The 18099-nt window shown below is 69.6% G+C and carries 15 protein-coding genes, 1 tRNA gene and 1 riboswitch; of the genes, 12 read left to right on the forward strand and 4 right to left on the reverse strand.

The window, feature by feature from the left end; all coding sequences use genetic code 11:
• The first annotated feature begins 45 nt into the window (after nt 1-45).
• Nucleotides 46-1158: a tRNA 2-thiouridine(34) synthase MnmA gene (gene mnmA, locus ITJ57_RS09065; RefSeq protein WP_370582283.1), complete on the forward strand. Its 1113-nt coding sequence runs from the start codon at nt 46-48 to the stop codon at nt 1156-1158.
• A 60-nt stretch (nt 1159-1218) separates the two neighbouring features.
• On the opposite strand, the gene ITJ57_RS09070 is transcribed toward mnmA, so the two are convergent.
• The gene (locus ITJ57_RS09070) at nt 1219-2706 is read right to left on the reverse strand and encodes a sugar porter family MFS transporter (RefSeq protein ID WP_194669735.1); all 1488 of its coding nucleotides are present in this window, start codon (nt 2704-2706) and stop codon (nt 1219-1221) included.
• 150 nt (nt 2707-2856) lie between these two features.
• On the opposite strand from ITJ57_RS09070, the gene ligA reads away from it, so the two are divergent.
• A complete protein-coding gene (gene ligA, locus ITJ57_RS09075) occupies nt 2857-5169 on the forward strand; it encodes an NAD-dependent DNA ligase LigA (RefSeq protein ID WP_194669736.1) in 2313 nt (770 codons plus the stop codon).
• Nucleotides 5170-5171: 2 nt separating this feature from the next.
• Here the strand turns inward: ligA and ITJ57_RS09080 are convergent, their stop codons facing one another.
• On the reverse strand, nt 5172-6893 hold the full coding sequence (locus ITJ57_RS09080; protein ID WP_370582284.1) for a long-chain-fatty-acid--CoA ligase: 1722 nt from the start codon (nt 6891-6893) through the stop codon (nt 5172-5174).
• 90 nt (nt 6894-6983) lie between these two features.
• Here ITJ57_RS09080 and gatC point away from each other — a divergent pair, with 90 nt between their 5' ends.
• The 4 genes from gatC to ITJ57_RS09100 all read left to right on the forward strand — a co-directional run bounded on the left by gatC (nt 6984) and on the right by ITJ57_RS09100 (nt 11004).
• Nucleotides 6984-7283 (forward strand): Asp-tRNA(Asn)/Glu-tRNA(Gln) amidotransferase subunit GatC, encoded by a 300-nt coding sequence (gene gatC, locus ITJ57_RS09085; protein ID WP_056006781.1) that lies wholly within the window; start codon nt 6984-6986, stop codon nt 7281-7283.
• A complete protein-coding gene (gene gatA / locus ITJ57_RS09090) occupies nt 7280-8791 on the forward strand; it encodes an Asp-tRNA(Asn)/Glu-tRNA(Gln) amidotransferase subunit GatA (protein ID WP_194669738.1) in 1512 nt (503 codons plus the stop codon). The genes gatC and gatA overlap by 4 nt, the downstream gene beginning before the upstream one ends.
• Before the next feature lie 2 nt (nt 8792-8793).
• Nucleotides 8794-10293, forward strand: coding sequence for an Asp-tRNA(Asn)/Glu-tRNA(Gln) amidotransferase subunit GatB (gatB, locus tag ITJ57_RS09095; protein ID WP_194669739.1), 1500 nt, complete (start codon nt 8794-8796; stop codon nt 10291-10293).
• A gap of 114 nt (nt 10294-10407) precedes the next feature.
• Entirely contained in the window at nt 10408-11004 is a 597-nt protein-coding gene (locus ITJ57_RS09100; protein ID WP_194669740.1) for a hypothetical protein, read from the forward strand.
• Here the strand turns inward: ITJ57_RS09100 and ITJ57_RS09105 are convergent.
• Nucleotides 10975-12300, reverse strand: coding sequence for an acyltransferase (locus ITJ57_RS09105; RefSeq protein WP_194669741.1), 1326 nt, complete (start codon nt 12298-12300; stop codon nt 10975-10977). The genes ITJ57_RS09100 and ITJ57_RS09105 overlap by 30 nt on opposite strands.
• Before the next feature lie 82 nt (nt 12301-12382).
• Between ITJ57_RS09105 and dinB the strand changes: the two genes are divergently transcribed.
• The 6 genes from dinB (at nt 12383) to ITJ57_RS09135 (ending at nt 17684) form a co-directional block, all read left to right on the forward strand.
• Nucleotides 12383-13681, forward strand: a complete 1299-nt coding sequence (dinB, locus tag ITJ57_RS09110) for a DNA polymerase IV (protein WP_194669742.1) — start codon at nt 12383-12385, stop codon at nt 13679-13681.
• A gap of 9 nt (nt 13682-13690) precedes the next feature.
• Nucleotides 13691-14020: a hypothetical protein gene (locus tag ITJ57_RS09115; RefSeq protein WP_056778008.1), complete on the forward strand. Its 330-nt coding sequence runs from the start codon at nt 13691-13693 to the stop codon at nt 14018-14020.
• 51 nt (nt 14021-14071) lie between these two features.
• Nucleotides 14072-14180, forward strand: a riboswitch (TPP riboswitch).
• A gap of 36 nt (nt 14181-14216) precedes the next feature.
• On the forward strand, nt 14217-14846 hold the full coding sequence (locus ITJ57_RS09120; RefSeq protein WP_194669743.1) for an ECF transporter S component: 630 nt from the start codon (nt 14217-14219) through the stop codon (nt 14844-14846).
• Between the two features lie 2 nt (nt 14847-14848).
• Nucleotides 14849-16324: an ATP-binding cassette domain-containing protein gene (locus ITJ57_RS09125; protein ID WP_194669744.1), complete on the forward strand. Its 1476-nt coding sequence runs from the start codon at nt 14849-14851 to the stop codon at nt 16322-16324.
• Nucleotides 16321-17121 carry an energy-coupling factor transporter transmembrane protein EcfT gene (locus tag ITJ57_RS09130; RefSeq protein WP_194669745.1) on the forward strand — a complete coding sequence of 267 codons (801 nt, stop codon included), beginning with the start codon at nt 16321-16323 and terminating at the stop codon, nt 17119-17121. The genes ITJ57_RS09125 and ITJ57_RS09130 overlap by 4 nt, the downstream gene beginning before the upstream one ends.
• Complete coding sequence (locus ITJ57_RS09135) at nt 17118-17684, forward strand: hypothetical protein (RefSeq protein WP_194669746.1); 567 nt, start codon at nt 17118-17120, stop codon at nt 17682-17684. Before ITJ57_RS09130 ends, ITJ57_RS09135 begins: the two co-directional genes overlap by 4 nt.
• Nucleotides 17685-17997: 313 nt before the next feature.
• On the opposite strand, the gene ITJ57_RS09140 is transcribed toward ITJ57_RS09135, so the two are convergent.
• Nucleotides 17998-18070, reverse strand: a tRNA-Arg gene (locus tag ITJ57_RS09140).
• Between the last annotated feature and the right edge of the window lie 29 nt (nt 18071-18099).

Genomic DNA, 18099 nt, shown 5'->3' on the forward strand with positions numbered 1-18099 from the left:
TCTCTTGCGGGTGGCTGTCCGGCGACTGGCGCGTAGACTTGCCCGGTGAAGGTTCTGGCAGCGATGAGTGGTGGAGTCGATTCCGCCGTGGCAGCGGCGCGCGCCGTCGACGCAGGCCACGAGGTGGTCGGGGTCCACCTGGCCCTCAGCCGGATGCCGGGCACGCTCCGGACCGGCAGCCGGGGGTGCTGCACCATCGAGGATTCGATGGACGCCCAGCGCGCGGCGAACCTCATCGGCATCCCGTATTACGTCTGGGACTTCTCCGAGCGGTTCAAGCTCGACGTCGTCGATGACTTCATCGCGGAGTATCGGGCGGGCCGCACGCCGAACCCCTGCATGCGCTGCAACGAGAAGATCAAGTTCGCCGCACTCCTGGAGAAGGCGCTCGACCTCGGCTTCGACGCGGTCGTGACCGGGCACTACGCCACGATCGTGACGAGCCCGGACGGCGACCGCGAACTCCATCGTGCGAGCGCCTGGGCGAAGGACCAGTCCTACGTCCTGGGCGTGCTCACCGCCGAGCAGCTGGCGCACTCGATGTTCCCGCTGGGCGCGACCCCGTCCAAGGCCGAGGTGCGTGCAGAGGCCGCGGAGCGCGGCTTCACCGTCGCGAACAAGCCCGACAGTCACGACATCTGCTTCATCCCGGACGGCGACACGAAGGGTTGGCTGGGGGAGCGGGTCGGCACCGAGACCGGCCAGGTCCTCGACCGCGATGGCGCGGTCGTCGGCTCGCACGAGGGTGCGCACGCCTTCACCGTCGGACAGCGCAAGGGCCTGCACCTCGGCGTGCCGGCTCCGGACGGACGTCCACGCTTCGTCCTCGAGGTGCGCCCCAAGGACAACACCGTCGTGGTGGGGCCGAAGGAGGCGCTCGCCATCGGCGAGATCGCCGGCTCCCGGTACACCTGGGCCGGCCGTGCACCGGCGGTGGGCGTGGACCCGATCGCGTGCGACGTCCAGATCCGTGCCCACGCCGACCCGGTTCCCGCCGCGCTGGCCCTCGTCGACGGCGAACTCGTCGTCCACCCGGAGACGCCGCTCGACGGCGTCGCGCCCGGACAGACCGCGGTGCTGTACAGCGGAACGCGCGTGCTGGGACAGTTCACGATCGACCGCACGGTCAGCGTCGTGCCCGTCGGCGTCAGCGCCTGACACCCCGGAACGACCGAACGCCCGGCGAGCGATGCTCGCCGGGCGTTCCGTGTCAGATGGTCAGGCTCCGGCGGTCGTCCCCGCCTTCGAGCCCTTGGCCTTCTTGGGCTTCTTGACGAACAGCGTCTCGGCCTCTTCGAGCGTGAGCCCGTTCGTCTCCGGGATCTTCGCGAGCACGAACACGAACGAGAGCAGGGCGAAGAACGCGTACATGCCGTAGGTCACCGGGAGCGAGAACGCGGCGAGGCCCGGGAAGCTCACGGTGATGAGGAAGTTCGCGATCCATTGGGCCATCGCCGCCACGCCGAGGGCCTTGGCACGCAGGCGGTTCGGGAAGATCTCGCCGAGGAGGACCCAGACGAGCGGACCCCAGGAGGCGCCGAAGGCGACGACGAACACGTTGGCGGCGATCAGCGCGATCGTGCCCCAGGGCTGCGGCAGCGACACCTCGCCCGCGCTGTCCGTGACCGACTGGGTGAAGGCGATCGCCATGGCCCCGAGCGAGACCGTCATCCCGATGGAGCCGGCGAGGAGGATCGGCCGGCGACCGATGCGGTCGACGAGCAGGATCGCGACGATCGTGACCGCGACGTTCGTCACCGAGGTGATGACCGAGATGAGCAGCGAGTCGGACTCCTGGAAGCCGACCGCCTTCCAGAGGGTCGTCGAGTAGTAGAAGATGACGTTGATGCCGACGAACTGCTGGAAGATCGAGAGGATGACACCGATCCACACGATCGGGAGCAGACCGAACTTGCCGCCCCAGAGCGAGGCCTTCTTCTGCTGCTCGTCGTCCTTCACCGCCTGCTCGGCGAGCTTGACGGCCCGGTCGACCTCCTCCTGCGGCCACACCGTCGCGAAGATGCGGCGGGCTTCATCTGCCTTGCCCTTGCGGACGAGGAAGCGTGGCGACTCGGGGAGCCGCATGGCCAGGAGGCCGTAGACGACGGCGGGGATCGCGCAGGCGATGAACATCCAGCGCCAGGCTTCGACGCCGAACCACAGCGGGTTGGACGCGCCGCCGGCGACGCCCGCGAGGACGGAGTCGGACAGGAGTGCGGCGAAGATGCCGAGGGTGATGGCGAGCTGCTGCAACGAGGCGAGGCGCCCGCGGATGGCGCTCGGCGCGATCTCGGCGATGTAGGCCGGAGCCACGACCGACGCGATGCCGATGCCGAGTCCGCCGACGATACGCCACAGGATCAGGTCCCAGGGGGAGAAGGCGAAGCCCGCGCCGAGGGAGGAGACGAAGAAGAGAGCGGCTCCGAGGAGCATCGTGAAGATACGTCCGCGGCTATCCGCGATCCGGCCGGCGAGGTAGGCACCGAGCGCGCAGCCCAAGAGGGCGGAGGCGACGGCGAAGCCGATGAGCCCCTCGCTCAGTTGGAAGTGGTCCTGCATGGCGTCGACCGCGCCGTTGACCACGGAGGAGTCGAAGCCGAAGAGGAAGCCACCGACCGCGGCGGAGACGGAGATGCCGATGACGCGCGCGGTCAGCTGCTTGCTGGTAGGAGCCGCCCCCGTTCCTGGCCTGCTGGACTGGGACATGGTTCCTCCGATTCCGCGCGCATGGTTCCTGCGGCACTGCGACACCCTACTCCTCGATCAGCGGCTCACCGACCCGGTTGCCCCGATCGGGGAGGACGTGCGGTGTGTCAAGCGCTCTCGAGTGTCGGAAGGCGCTCATAGACTGACGAGGTGGCGAACAGCAACGAACAGACCCTGCAGCAGGCATCGGCCGAGGCGGAGGAGCTCACCTCGCGGATCCTCGAGCTGCGCGACGCGTACTACGAGCGGGACGAGTCGCTCGCCTCCGATCAGGAGTACGACGCCATGATCAAGCGGCTCGACGAGCTCGAGCGGCTCTTCCCCGAGCTGCAGAGCCAGGACAGCCCGACCCAGACGGTCGGCGGCCGTGCGGAGACGACCCTCTTCGCACCGGTCACCCACCTCGAACGCATGCTGAGCCTCGACAACGTCTTCTCGATCGAGGAGTTCCTCGCCTGGGCGGCGAAGGTCGAGCGCGATGCGGACGGCGCCGTCCAGTACCTGTGCGAGCTGAAGATCGACGGCCTCGCGATCAACCTGCGGTACGAACGCGGACGTCTCGTGAGCGCGGCGACGCGCGGCGACGGTGTGGTCGGTGAGGACGTCACGGAGAACGTCCGCTACATCCGCTCCATCCCGAGCATGTTGACCACCGCCGACACGGACGTCGAGGTCCCCGAGGTCGTGGAGGTGCGCGGCGAGATCTTCTTCCCCGTCGAGGCGTTCCGCGAGCTCAACGCCAACCAGGCGGCGGCCGGTGAACGGGTGTTCGCGAACCCCCGCAACGCGGCGAGCGGGTCGCTCCGGCAGAAGGCGGAGAGCAAGAATCCGGCGCAGCTCGCCCTCATGCACGACCGGCTCGGCCGGCTGCAGATGCTCGTCCACGGCATCGGCGCGTGGGAGCGCCCGCCGGTCGCGCGTCAGTCGCAGGTCTACGAGCTCCTCCACCAGTGGGGTCTGCCGACCTCGTCGCACTACCGGGTCCACGACGAAGCGACGGGCGCGGCCGAGTTCATCGAGTACTTCGGAGCGCATCGCGACAGTGTCGAGCACGAGATCGACGGGGTCGTCGTGAAGGTCGACGATCTGGCGCTCCACGGGGAACTCGGCGCGACGAGCAGGGCTCCGCGCTGGGCCATCGCCTACAAGTATCCGCCGGAGCAGGTGAACACCAAGCTCCTCGACATCGTGGTGAGCGTCGGGCGCACCGGCCGGGCCACACCGTTCGCCGTCATGGAGAAAGTCCTGGTCGCCGGCAGCGAGGTACGCCAGGCCACGCTGCACAACCAGGACGTCGTGAAGGCGAAGGGGGTGCTCATCGGCGACACCGTCGTCCTCCGCAAGGCAGGCGACGTCATCCCCGAGGTCCTCGGTCCCGTGGTCGAACTCCGCGACGGTTCCGAGCGCGAGTTCGTGATGCCGGACGAGTGCCCGGAATGCGGTACCACGCTCGCCCCGGCGAAGGAAGGCGACATCGACCTGCGCTGCCCGAACGCGCGGAGCTGCCCGGCGCAGGTCCGTGGCCGGGTGGAGCACATCGGTTCACGGGGAGCGCTCGACGTCGAAGCGCTCGGCGAGGTGGCCGCAGCGGCGCTGACGCAGCCGTTGGAACCCGCGGAGCCGCCGCTGACCACCGAGGCCGGGCTCTTCTCGCTGACGATGGCCGACCTCTTCCCGGTGACGGTGGTCGTACGCGACAACGAGACCGGCCTGCCGAAGCTCAACGAGGACGGCTCCGAGAAGCGAGTCACGCCGTTCCGCCGCCGTCGGGCGAAGAAGGACGGCGTGCACGACCCTGAGGCGTCCGAGTTCGACGGCGACGAGTCCTCGGTGCCCTCGAAGAACGCGGTCGAGCTGCTCGCCAACCTCGACGCCGCCAAGACGCGCCCGCTCGCCCGCTTGCTCGTCGCGCTGAACATCCGGCACGTCGGGCCCGTGGCAGCCAGGTCGCTCGCGGAGTACTTCGGCTCGCTCGACGCCATCCGGGCTGCGAGCCGCGAGGAACTGGCCGAGGTCGACGGTGTCGGCGGGATCATCGCCGACGCCCTCATGGCCTGGTTCGAGATCGACTGGCATCGCGAGATCGTCGACGAGTGGACGGCTGCCGGCGTGCAGTGGGCGACGCCCGGCCACCCTGGCCCGGGTGCCGCCGTCGCGGCGGGCGGCGTCCTCTCTGGCGTGACCGTCGTCGCGACCGGATCCCTGGACGGGTTCACCCGCGAGGGCGCGTTGGAGGCAATCGTGCAGGCCGGGGGGAAGGCCGCATCGAGCGTCTCGAAGAAGACCGACTTCGTCGCCGCGGGTCCCGGAGCAGGGTCGAAGCTCGCCAAGGCCGAGGCGCTCGGCCTGCGGATCATCGACGCGGAGCAGTTCGCGATCCTGGTCTCGGAGGGGCCGGCAGCCCTCGGCGAGCCCGAGACGGCCGACGACGCGGCTCCTGCCGAGGCTCCGGCGGCCGATTGAGGTCAGTGCCCGGCGGCGTCCAGGAGGTCGTCCCTGACCTGGCGACGGAGGACCTTGCCGATGAGCGACTTCGGGAGTTCGTCGACGACGACCACCCGCTTCGGCACCTTGTAGGGCGTGAGGATCTCGCGAGCCCACGCGCGGAGCGCCTCGGTGTCGACCGTGGCGCCCGGAGCGGCGACGACGGCCGCGACGACCTGCTCGCCGGAGTGCGGGTCGGGGATCCCGACGACGGCGGCGTCCGCGACGGAGGCGTGTCCGCGGAGGACCTGCTCGACCTCGCTGGGGGAGACGTTGAACCCGCCCGTGATGATGAGCTCCTTGATGCGGTCGACGACCGTCATGAACCCCTCGTCGTCGATCGATACGATGTCGCCGGTGCGGAACCAACCGCCCGGGAGGAGCACGGCGGCGGTCTCCTCGGGCTTGTTGTAGTAGCCCCGGAACACCTGGGGCCCACGAACGAGGAGTTCGCCGGGTTCACCGGCCGGCCGATCCGTCTCCGGATCATCGGGGTCGACGACCCTGACCTCGGTGCTCGGCAGCGGGAGACCGATGGTGCCTGGCTTCCTCGCGGCCGACACCGGGTTGGCGGAGATCACCGGCGAGCACTCTGAGAGCCCGTAGCCCTCGACGAGGAACCCGCCGGACGCCGCTTCGAACGGCACGACGAGCTCGTGCGGCAGCGGCATGGCCCCGGAGATCGCGATCTCGGTGCCCTGCAGCGAGACGCCCTGCTCCGTCGCGGCCGCCAGGAGCCGGTCGGCGATGGGCGGCACCGCGGGCAGGAAGGTCGGAGGGCGCTTCTTCATGACCTTGAGGACGAGCGCCGGGTCGAACTTCGGGAACAGGACGAGTCGCGAGCCCATGCTCATGGCGAACGTGAGGCACAGTGTCAGTCCGTAGGCGTGGAACATCGGGAGGACCGCGTACACGACGGCCTCCCCGCGCTTCACCGTCGGCACCCAGGCGCGGGACTGCGCGGCGTTGGCGAGCAGGTTCCCGTGGGTCAGAGCCGCACCCTTCGGCGAGCCCGTCGTGCCGCTGGTGTACTGGATCAGTGCGAGCGCGTCGGTCGCCGGCTTCGGGTGGGTCGCCGGGAGTGACCCGGCGGTGAGGAGCCGCTCCCACACCACCGTGCCGGAGACCGGGCCGGTCAGCTGCGCGCGGGAGGCACGTGCCTTCGCGATCGGGAGCCGCAGTGCCAGGCGCATGTGGATCGGCATCGCACGCGTGACGTCGATCGTGACGAGCGCGTCCACCGCCAGGTCGGCCGGGAAGTCCTGCAGGTGACCGGCGACCTTGTCCCAGACGATCGCGAACCGGGCGCGGTGGTCCTCGAACTGGTGGCGGAGCTCCTGCGGCGTGTAGAGGGGGTTGTGCTCGATGACGACGGCACCGAGTCGGAGGACGGCGTAGAACGCGACGATGTGCTGCGGACAGTTCGGGAGCATGAGCGCGACCGGGTCGCCGGCCCGGACGCCGAGGTCTCGCAGACCGGCCGCAGCCCGCGAGATGAGGGCGTCGAGTTCGGTGTAGGTGGTCGTCGACCCGAAGAACTCGAGTGCCACCGCGTCCGGGTAGCTCACTGCGGAGGCCTCCACGAGATCGCCGAGGCTGCCGGTCTGCGCGGGGATGTCGTCCGGGACGTCGGCGGCGTAGCTCGCCAGCCACGGACGCTCGTGCGGGGGACGGGGACGGCTGCTCGAGTCGTTCTGGCTCACCGTCCCACTGTAGGGGCGGAGGCCGACCGACGACCACGTCGCTGGCGAATAGACTGGAGTGACCGCCACCGCTACACGTACGGGAGACGCATGTCGGAAATCACCACCGAGCAGGTCGCACATCTCGCGACCCTTGCTCGCATCGCCCTGAGCCAGGACGAGATCGCCCACCTCACCACGGAGCTCGACTCCATCGTGGACAACATCGCGAAGGTGCAGCAGGTGGCCACGCCTGACGTCCCGGCGACGAGCCACCCGATCCCGCTCGAGAACGTGTACCGCGACGACGTCGTCGGCAACACGCTCACCCGGGAGCAGGCACTCCAGAACGCACCGGAGTCGGCCGACGGCCGGTTCAAGGTCTCGGCCATCCTGGGGGAGGAGCAGTGAGCGGCCTCATCGGTCTGACGGCAGCCGAACTGTCGTCCAAGCTCCGTGCCGGTGAGGTGTCGAGCGTCGAGGTGACCCAGGCGCACCTCGACCGCATCGCCCAGGTCGACGGCGACGTCCACGCCTTCCTGCACGTCTCGGACCACGCCCTCGACGTCGCCGCCGACATCGATGCGCGTCGTGCAGCGGGTGAGGAGCTCGGCGAACTGGCCGGCGTCCCACTCGCGATCAAGGACGTGCTCGTCACGACCGACATGCCGTCGACGTCGGGCAGCCGCATCCTCGAGGGATACCTGTCGCCCTTCGACGCCACCGTCGTCGCCCGATCGCGGGCCGCGGGCCTGGTGCCGCTCGGTAAGACGAACATGGACGAGTTCGCCATGGGGTCGAGCACGGAGCACTCCGCGTACGGCCCGACCCACAACCCGTGGGACCTCGACCGCATCCCCGGTGGTTCCGGAGGTGGCTCGGCCGCAGCGGTCGCCGCGTTCGAAGCGCCCATCGCGCTCGGCAGCGACACCGGCGGCTCGATCCGTCAGCCGGCGCACGTCACCGGGACGGTCGGCGTGAAGCCCACCTACGGAGCGGTGAGCCGCTACGGTGCCATCGCTCTGGCGTCCTCGCTCGACCAGGTCGGGCCGGTGAGCAGGACCGTCCTCGACTCCGGGCTGCTGCACGACGTCATCGCCGGGCACGACGCGCTCGACTCGACCTCCCTCCGCGACGCCTGGCCCTCGATGGCCGCAGCGGCTCGGGAGGGTGCCCGCGGCGACGTGCTGCGCGGTCTCCGCGTCGGCGTCGTCAAGGAACTCAACGGCGACGGCTTCCAGGCCGGCGTGAAGAGCCGCTTCCAGGAGGCCCTCGCGGTACTCGAGGCGAACGGCGCCGAGATCGTGGAGGTGTCGGCACCGAACTTCGAGTACGCGGTCGCCGCCTACTACCTGATCCTCCCCGCCGAGGCGTCCAGCAACCTCGCGAAGTTCGACTCCGTGCGGTTCGGCATGCGCGTCACCCCTGAGGGCGGCGGCACGGTCGAACAGGTGATGTCCGCCACCCGCGAGGCCGGGTTCGGCCCCGAGGTGAAGCGCCGCATCATCCTCGGCACCTACGCCCTGAGCGCCGGGTACTACGACGCCTACTACGGGAGCGCCCAGAAGGTGCGGACGCTCATCCAGCGCGACTTCGCCGCGGCGTTCGACCAGGTCGACGTCCTCGTGAGCCCGAGCGCGCCCACGACGGCGTTCAAGCTCGGCGAGCGCATCGACGATCCGCTGGCGATGTACCTCAACGACGTCACCACCATCCCGGCGAACCTCGCCGGGGTCCCGGGCATCAGCGTCCCGATCGGGCTCGCCCCGGAGGACGGCCTGCCCGTCGGCATCCAGTTCATGGCGCCAGCACGAGAGGACGCCAGACTCTACCGGGTCGGCGCCGCTCTCGAGGCGCTCCTCGAATCGACGTGGGGGCACACCCTCATCTCGCAGGCACCCGCTCTCGGAGGTCGGTAATCATGGCCAAGGACAAGCTCCTCTCCTACGAGGAAGCCCTCGAACTGTACGAGCCCGTGCTCGGGTTCGAGGTGCACGTCGAGCTCAACACCAAGACGAAGATGTTCTCCTCGGCGCCCAACGGCTTTGGCGACGCACCGAACACGAACATCTCGCCGGTGTGCCTCGGTCTGCCCGGTTCGCTCCCGGTGGTCAACGAGCAGGCGGTGCGGTACTCGATCAGCCTCGGGCTCGCGCTCGGGTGTTCGATCGCGCCGTCGAGCCGCTTCGCTCGGAAGAACTACTTCTACCCGGACCTCGCGAAGAACTACCAGATCTCGCAGTTCGACGAGCCCATCGCCTTCGAGGGTTCCGTCGACGTCGAGCTCGCCGACGGAACCATCGTGACGGTGCCGATCGAACGCGCGCACATGGAGGAGGACGCCGGCAAGCTCACGCACATCGGCGGCTCGACGGGACGCATCCAGGGTGCCGAGTACTCGCTCGTCGACTACAACCGGGCCGGCGTGCCGCTCGTGGAGATCGTCACCAAGCCGATCTACGGCACCGAGCACCGGGCACCGGAGATCGCGAAGGCCTACGTCTCCGCCATCCGCGACATCGTGGTGGCGCTCGGGATCTCCGACGCGAAGATGGAGCGGGGCAACCTGCGGTGCGACGCGAACATCTCCCTGCGGCCGCGTGGCCAGGAGAAGCTCGGGACGCGCACGGAGACGAAGAACGTCAACTCCCTCCGGTCGGTCGAACGTGCCGTGCGCTACGAGATCCAGCGTCAGGCCGCGATCCTCAAGGACGGCGGGTCCATCGTCCAGGAGACGCGTCACTGGCACGAGGACACCGGCGCCACCTCCGCGGGGCGTCCGAAGAGCGACGCCGACGACTACCGCTACTTCCCGGAGCCCGACCTGCTCCCGGTCGTGCCGTCGCCCGAGCTCATCGAGGAACTGCGCGCAGCGCTCCCCGAGCAGCCTGCCGTCCGTCGGCGTCGCCTGAAGGGCGAGTGGGGCTTCACCGACCTGGAGTTCCAGGACGTCGTGAACGGTGGCCTCCTGAACGAGATCACCGCGACCGTCGCGGCAGGCGCCACGCCGACCGCTGCGCGCAAGTGGTGGACGGGCGAGATCTCCCGGCTCGCGAACCAGCGCGACGTCGAGGCGACGAGCCTGGTCTCACCTGAGCACGTCGCCGCCCTCGCTGCGCTCGTCGAGGACGGGACGCTCAACGACAAGCTCGCCCGACAGGTGCTCGAGGGTGTCATCGACGGCGAGGGAAACCCGCAGGAGGTCATCGACGCGCGAGGCCTCGCGCTCGTGTCCGACGACGGTCCCCTGATCGCCGCCATCGATGAGGCGCTGGCCGCCCAGCCGGACGTCCTCGCGAAGATCCGCGACGGCAAGGTCCAGGCCGCCGGTGCGGTCATCGGCGCCGTGATGAAGGCGATGCGCGGACAGGCGGACGCCGCACGGGTCCGCGAGCTCGTCCTGGAGCGCGCCGGGCAGTAGCTCCCGCGCCAGCGACATCGGGTCCGGACGGCAGTCGTGCACTGCCGTCCGGGCCCGTTTCTCTGCCGCTGGGAAGCCCTGGCGCGCGTCTCCGGGGCGGCATACACTTCGGCCATGCTGGTCGAAGGCACCATGCGTTGGCAGGTCACCGAGGACGCCCCGATGGCCCTCATGCTCGCGCTCGCCTTCCGTTCCATGGGCGGTCTCGGGAGCCGATGCGTCGGCCAGCTCCCAGCAGTGGCCCCCGCACCTGATCCGATCGACGTCACTGACCTCGACCGCGAGGCCCTGGCGCTCCAGTTCGACGGTTGGTGGACGGGGATCGCGCGGCGTGACACGCGGTTGTTCATGGCGGAGGTGCGTCCTCCCCACTTCGAGGTCTTCGATCGCGCCCTCGAACTGCAGGAGCTCGCCTACCGTGCCTATGATGACGCCCGCCGGTGGGCCACGGACAGGATCCGCGAGTACGAGATCGCCCTGGCCGCACGCTCACCGAGCAGACTCGCCGACGTCTACGAGCTCATCCGCGAGCGCCAGTTCGAGTTGCGTCGGCAATCCAGCTCGTTCCGACTGGATCTCGAGGTGCTCCCGATCTGCCGACCAGGCGCCTGGGTGGTCGCCCCCGACACGATCGTGGTCAGCGAGTCGCTCCGGGACGATCGGGAGGCGTTTCGCGAGTGGCTACGCCCGCTGGTCCACGGCTTGGTCTGATCCGCTCGAGACGCGAGCGACCGGCCGGCGGGTCGGGTTCAGGAGCACGACCGCAATGATGGAGCCGATGGCTCCGGCTGCGGCCATCAGGGCGGTGAGCGGGTGGGAGATCTCCGCGAAGGGCATGATGAACGCGCTCACGAGTGCGATCCACACGGCGGCCTGCGCCGGTTTCCGCTCCGGGTCGAGGCGGAGTCTCCTGGGGTGCTCGACGCGACCGAGGAGTGCTCCGACGCCCGCGAGGAGGACCGCGACGACGAGCAGCACGACCGGTCGGGTCCACCACCAGGCGGCGGTCAACGGCTCCGCGAAGGGGATGCCGAGGGCGAGCTGCAGACCCGCGACGGCGATGATGAGGGGCAGGTGCCAGAGGTACACCGTCATGAGTCGTGACCCGATGAGGAAGACGACCGCCCGGGCCACGCGTGTGCGCATGACGGCGGTGAGCAGGGGGTGCACCAGAGCGAGGAGGGCGAGCTGCCCGACGCCGAGGACGACGAGGGGGAGCGTGGGCGGATTGAGGTTGCCGAGCATGCTGGTCGAGTAGGGCAGCAATGTCGTGATCGGGATCAGCGCACCGTAGGCGGCCAGCACCACGGCCACGAGGATGAGACGCGGAACGGCGCGGAGTCGCCCGTCGGCGAGGAAGAACCCGAACTGCTGCAGCAGCGGCCAGACGAACACCAGGTTGACGAGACCGATGCCCAGGAGACCGGTCGAGTAGCGGACGGCGTCGACGAGGATCACGCCGGCGAGCAGTGCCGCGCACGTGAGGAGGGGATGGCGGTCGTGACAGGTGGCGAGGAACGGCGCGACCGCCTGGCACAGCAGGTAGGCGGCGAGGAACCACAGCGGGGAGCCGACGCCCGCGGCCACGGGGCCGATGATGGCCGGGTCGACGCCGAGCATCCCGGCGAGCCAGAGACCGGCGGCGAGGAAGAGCAGGACCGGGATCGTCGGCAGCGCGAGCCGGAAGACCCTCGACCGCAAGAAGTCGCGGGTTCCGCCACCGCGTCGGACGGTGCTGCGCCAACCGGTGATCGTCGCGAAGCCGCCGACGATGAAGAACAGCGGCATGATCTGGCCGAACCAGGTGCCGGTGTCGAACCAGGGCTGCTGCTCCAAGGCTCGGGAGATGCCGATCGTGCCGTCCGGTTCGACCGCCACCGCGACCATGAGGAGGTGGACGATCACGACCGTCACGACGCACGCGACGCGCACGAGGTCGAGGGCGAGGTCCCGCCCGGACAGGTCTGGGACCGCCGGGGCCTGCCCGGTCGTCGTTGGCGTGCTCATCGCCGGACAGCCTAGCGCCGCCGGGGCGTCGCGTATCGGCCCCTGTGGACCGCGTGTCGGTGGTGGCTGCGACAATGGGGGCATGAGTCGGCAGGATGGAGCGTCGCGCCGTGTGTCGGCGGACGATGCCGACGACAGCGGTACGCCGATCCTGCACGTGGACATGGACGCCTTCTTCGTCTCGGTCGAACTGTTGGAGCGGCCCGAGCTGCGTGGCCTGCCCATCATCGTCGGCAACAAGGAGGGCCGCTCGGTCGTCACCTCCGCGAGTTACGAGGCCCGCAAGTACGGCGTGCGCGCAGCGATGCCGGTGTCCCAGGCCATGCGGCTGTGCCCGAGCGCGGTCGTCCTCCCACCGCATCACGACCGATACCGCGAGTACTCGGATCGCGTCATGGAGGTGTTCGAGTCGGTGACCCCGCTCGTCGAGCCGCTGAGCATCGACGAGGCCTTCCTCGACGTCTCCGGGGCGGTCCGGTTGCTCGGGAGTCCGCGGACGATCGCGGCGCTCGTGAAGCAACGGGTCCTCGACGCCACCGGGCTGCCGTGCTCGGTCGGCCTCGCGGCGACGAAGTACGTGGCGAAGCTCGCGTCCGGACTGTCGAAGCCCGACGGCCTCCTCGTCGTGCCGGCTGCCGAGACGCTCTCCTTCCTGCACCCGTTGCCGGTGGGGGCACTGTGGGGCGTCGGCGGACGAACCGAGGAACAGCTGACGAACCGCGGCATCAGGACCATCGGCCAGCTCGCCTCCACCCCGTTGTCCATGCTGCAGCGCGCCGTCGGCGAGGCATCCGGACGCCGGCTCCTCGAGCTCGCGAACGGCATCGATCCGCGCGGGATCGAGTTGGCGCGGCGGGAGAAGAGCGTCAGTCACGAGGTGACCTTCCCGACGGACGTCGCCGATCCAACCGTGTTGAAACGCGAGCTGTTGAACCTGGCCGGACTCGTCGCGATCCGCCTCCGGAAGGGCGGGTACGCCGGCCGGACCATCAGCATCCGTGTCCGCTACGCGGACTTCAGTGTCGTGACCCGGTCACGGACCATCGGCGAGGCGACGAACGTCGGGCGCCGCGTCTACGACGAGGCGGCGTCGCTCTTCGACGACCTCGATCGGGGTGGGCGTCTGGTCCGCCTCGTCGGCGTGAAGGTCGATCAACTGGTGCCCGCAGAGGAGGCCGGTTCCGCGCTGTGGGATCCCGATGAGGAGTGGCGCGGTGCCGAACAGACCATCGATCGGGTGGCCAGCCGCTTCGGCGACCTCGCGATCGCGCCAGCCTCGCTCCTCGGGAAACCGCGGCGACGAGGGCTCGGGAGTCGAGGCGACTCGCAGGGTGCTGGGAGCACGGATCAACCCCTTGGACCGGCGGATCCGCAGCGGTAGCGTGGCAGCATGACGAATCTCGTGGAGAAGCTGGCAGAACAGACCAAGGGGCTCGGCGTGACCGCGGCCTACGGAGAGCAGCAGGACATCGACGGTACCAAGCTCGTGCCGGTGGCCCTGACGTACTACGGCTTCGGTGGCGGGTCCGAGGGAGACGGCGACGACGCGCCGAGTGGCGGTGGCGGCGGTGGCGTCTCCATCCCCGTCGGTGCCTACATCAAGACGGACGAGGGCCTCCGGTTCGACCCGAACCTCATCTCGCTCATCGCCGTCGCCATCCCGTTCATCTGGGTGAGCGGCAAGGCGCTGTCCGGGCTCATCAAGGCGCTCAAGAAGTAGCCTTCCCCCGTCGAACCCCTGTCGAGCGATCCCGCGCGGCAGGGGTTAGACTCGTGCCACCACGGGAGTCCGGTGAACCGGGCTGAGAGGAAGGTATTCGCCTTCGACCGTCGAACCTGATCTGGATCATGCCAGCGCAGGGAGACCATTTCTCGCTATCCCGTGCTCTTTTCCGTCTACAGGAAGGGCACGTATCGTGTCAGTATCGACCAAAGTCTCCTCGTCTGAACGCGCCGCCGCGCGGAACCTCCGCTGGAGGGTCGTCGACATCGTCGTGGTCGCCGTCCTCGGCGTCGCCACCGGCCTCATCTTCTGGGCGTGGAACACGCTCGGATCCCTCTGGTACGCCGGAGCGAGCGCCGTGACACCCGGCTTCGGCGGCATCGCCGTCGGCATCTGGCTGCTCGGCGGCGTCCTCGGCGGGCTCATCATCAGGAAGCCCGGCGCGGCCGTCCTCGTCGAGACCATCGGGGCCGTCGTCTCCGCGCTCATCGGCAACGCGTGGGGCATCACCACCGTGTACTCGGGCCTTGCCCAGGGGCTCGGAGCCGAGCTCGTGTTCGCCGCGCTGGCCTACAAGCGCTTCGGCCTCGTCCCGGCCATCCTCGCCGGTGCAGGCGCCGGTGCCGGCGCATGGCTGCTCGAGCTGTTCATGTCGGCGAACCTGGAGAAGGGTGCCGAGTTCAACGCGATCTACCTCGGCTCGCTGCTCGTCTCCGGCGCGATCCTCGCGGGCGTCGTCGGTTGGGTCCTCGTCAGGGCGCTCGCCTCCACGGGCGCGCTCAGCCGGTTCGCCTCAGGGCGGGACACGCGGCGCGAGGTCTGAGCGTGGTCGGTGCGACCGGTCCGGCGCGCGTCGTCGCCCGGGACTGGGGGTGGCGTCACGCCGGCCGGAAGGCATGGGCGGTCAGCGACCTGGACCTCGTCATCGAACCGGGGGAGCGGGTCCTCCTCCTGGGCGCGTCCGGCGCCGGCAAGTCGACCCTGATCCATGCGCTCGCCGGTGTCCTCGGCGGGGCGGACGAGGGTGAGTCCCACGGATCGTTGCTCGTGGACGGGGTTGCGCCGGAACAGGCCAGGGGCCGGATCGGCCTTGTGCTGCAGGATCCCGATTCGCAGGTCATCCTGTCCAAGCTCGGCGACGACGTCGCGTTCGGCTGCGAGAACCTCGGGGTCGAGCGTGAGGAGATCTGGCGACGGGTCGGCTCCTCGCTGCGGGCCGTCGGCCTCGACCTCCCGTTGGACCACCCGACCTCGGCGTTGTCCGGCGGACAGAAACAGCGGCTCGCCCTCGCCGGGGTGCTCGCCATGCAGCCCTCGCTCCTGCTGCTCGACGAGCCGACCGCCAACCTCGACCCGATCGGCGTCACCGAGGTCAGGGACGCCGTCGCGCGTGTGGTCGACGACGGTTCGTCGACCCTGGTCGTCATCGAACACCGCGTCGACGTCTGGCGCGATCTGATGACGCGGGTCGTCGTGCTCGATGCGGACGGAGGGGTCCTCGCGGACGGTCCTCCCTCCGTCGTCCTCGACGATGTCGGACGCCGGCTCGCCAACGCCGGCGTCTGGGTGCCGGGCGTCCCGCTGGGGCTTCCGCCCCGCCCGGTCGCGACGTCGAACGCCCACGTCTTGACGACGTCCGACCTGACGATCGGACGGGTCCGCTCCCAGCCGGTGCAGGCGCACCTGGACCTCGTCGTGCCTGAGGGAGCCGCCACGGTGGTCGTCGGACCCAACGGGGCCGGGAAGTCGACGTTGGCCCTCACCTTGGCCGGTCTGCTGCCCGAGCTCGCCGGAACCGTGGACGCCGCCCGCCGGCTCGCCGGGGGGATCGGTCCTCGGCCCATCCGCTGGAAGTCGACGCAGCTGCTCACCCGCATCGGGACGGTCTTCCAGGACCCGGAGCACCAGTTCGTCGCCGCGACCGTGCGCAAGGAGCTCGGCGTCGCCCTGCAGGCGCTGCGGTGGACACGGGGCGCGATCGACGAGCGGGTCTCCGAGGTCCTCGACGCCCTCGGGCTGGCCGCGCTCGCCGAAGCGAACCCGTTCAGTCTTTCCGGAGGTCAGAAGCGACGATTGTCGGTCGCCACCGTGCTCGTGGCACGACCCGCCGTGCTCGTGCTCGACGAGCCGACGTTCGGCCAGGACCGGTTGACGTGGTTGTCGCTCATGCGGCTGCTGCAGCTGGAGCTCGAACGGGGCGCGACGATCGTGTCGGTCACGCATGATCCAGGGGTCATCGAGCATCTGGGCGACCATCGGATCCTGCTCGAGTCGCGATCGGCTGCGGGGCGCGCAGCATGACGCGCGTCACAGCAACGGACCGTCGCTCGACCCTGCCTCGTCAGGCGCCGCTCGACCGGGTGAACCCGGTGACGAAGGTACTCGCGGTGCTCATCCTGTCGGTCCCGCTGCTGCTCACGATCGACTGGGTCAGCGCCACCGCCGCGGTCCTGCTCGAGATGGCCTTGCTCCCGCTGTCCGGTCTCCGGCTGTCGCCGTTCCTGAAGCGGTCGATCCCGGTGCTCGTCTTCGCGCCCATCGGCGGGATCAGCATGCTGCTGTACGCCAAGCCGGGCGGGGCGGAGTACCTGTCGCTCGGCTTCGTCCGGGTGACCGACAACTCGATCGAATTGGCCGTCGCCGTGACCATCCGGGTGCTGGCACTCGGCCTGCCGACGATCCTGCTCTTCGCGCGGGTGGATCCGACCGACCTGGGCGACGGGCTGTCCCAGATCGCGAAGCTCCCGTCGCGGTTCGTCCTCGGGATCCTTGCGGGGGCGCGGATGCTCGGACTCTTCATCGACGATTGGCGCAGTCTGGCACTCGCCCGCCGTGCCCGGGGGCTCGGCGACCGTGGGGCTGTCCGGCGTTTCGCATCGATGGCGTTCGTGCTGCTCGTGTTCGCCATCCGCCGGGGCAGCAAGCTCGCGACGGCGATGGAGGCACGGGGCTTCGGCGCCCCCGTCGAACGCACGTGGGCGAGGCCGTCGCGGCTCGGCGTGATCGATCTCGTGGCGGTCCTGGTGGCGGTCGCGATCATGGCCGTCGCCCTGTCCACGGCCGTCCTCGCCGGCACGTTCCGGTTCGTGGGTCAATGAGTGCTCCAGCGCCCGTCCTCCTGATCGACGGGCGGTCGGGTACCGGGAAGACGACGCTCGCCACCTCGGTGGCTGCATCGTTGACGGCGAGCACCGTCGTCCACATGGACGACCTGTATCCGGGATGGGACGGCCTCGACGATGGCTCGCGCCTCCTCGTGGAGTGGATCCTGACCCCGTTCGCCGATCGGCGGCCGGGGGAGTGGTGGCGGTGGGATTGGGAACGGTCGGAGCGTGCAGAGCAGCATGCCGTCGTGGCCGACCGACCGCTCATCGTGGAGGGCTGCGGGTCGTCGTCGAGCGCGTCGCGTGTCCTGGCCGACACGGTGCTGTGGCTCGACGCGCCGGTGGACCAGCGCACCGACCGGCTCGTGGGCCGCGACGACGGCGTCGACTGGCTCGCAGCGTGGACGCTCCAGGAGGATGCGTTCATTGAACGGGAGTGTCCCGATCGCGATGCCGATCTGGTGGTCGAGGCGACGGGGTCGGCGGCGATGGTCGCCAAGCGCGTCCTGCAGCTGCTCGAGCACGACGACCGTTGGCGGCCCTGGCTCCGCGCCTGATGCGTGGCTTCCTGGTTCCGGATCAGTAACCGCTGTCGCGCCGTGGACGCTCCCCGAACCCTGAGCTGATCCGGGACGCCCGCGGGGACGAGAGTACGTTCTCGGTCCCTGAGCTTGTCGAAGGGGGTGCCCCCGGCAGGATTCGAACCTGCGACCAAGAGATGAGAAGGGTCAGCGAGATGTTCTGGGTGCCCCCGGCAGGATTCGAACCTGCGACCAAGAGATGAGAAGGGTCCGCGAGATGTTCTGGGTGCCCCCGGCAGGATTCGAACCTGCGACCAAGAGATGAGAAGGGTCCGCGAGATGTTCTGGGTGCCCCCGGCAGGATTCGAACCTGCGACCAAGAGATTAGAAGGCTCCTGCTCTATCCCCTGAGCTACGGAGGCGGGCATCCAACGATACCGCACGGCGCGTG

This window comes from Plantibacter sp. VKM Ac-2880 (assembly GCF_015351235.1).
In the GTDB taxonomy this organism is placed as follows: Bacteria; Actinomycetota; Actinomycetes; order Actinomycetales; family Microbacteriaceae; genus Plantibacter.

Coding starts and splice junctions, on each gene's coding strand:
- ITJ57_RS09070 (WP_194669735.1), bottom strand. CDS start 2,706: ATGTCCCAGTCCAGCAGGCCAGGAACGGGGGCGGCTCCTACCAGCAAG.
- gatC (WP_056006781.1), top strand. CDS start 6,984: ATGTCGGAAATCACCACCGAGCAGGTCGCACATCTCGCGACCCTTGCT.
- gatB (WP_194669739.1), top strand. CDS start 8,794: ATGGCCAAGGACAAGCTCCTCTCCTACGAGGAAGCCCTCGAACTGTAC.
- ITJ57_RS09100 (WP_194669740.1), top strand. CDS start 10,408: ATGCTGGTCGAAGGCACCATGCGTTGGCAGGTCACCGAGGACGCCCCG.
- ITJ57_RS09105 (WP_194669741.1), bottom strand. CDS start 12,300: ATGAGCACGCCAACGACGACCGGGCAGGCCCCGGCGGTCCCAGACCTG.
- dinB (WP_194669742.1), top strand. CDS start 12,383: ATGAGTCGGCAGGATGGAGCGTCGCGCCGTGTGTCGGCGGACGATGCC.
- ITJ57_RS09115 (WP_056778008.1), top strand. CDS start 13,691: ATGACGAATCTCGTGGAGAAGCTGGCAGAACAGACCAAGGGGCTCGGC.
- ITJ57_RS09130 (WP_194669745.1), top strand. CDS start 16,321: ATGACGCGCGTCACAGCAACGGACCGTCGCTCGACCCTGCCTCGTCAG.
- ITJ57_RS09135 (WP_194669746.1), top strand. CDS start 17,118: ATGAGTGCTCCAGCGCCCGTCCTCCTGATCGACGGGCGGTCGGGTACC.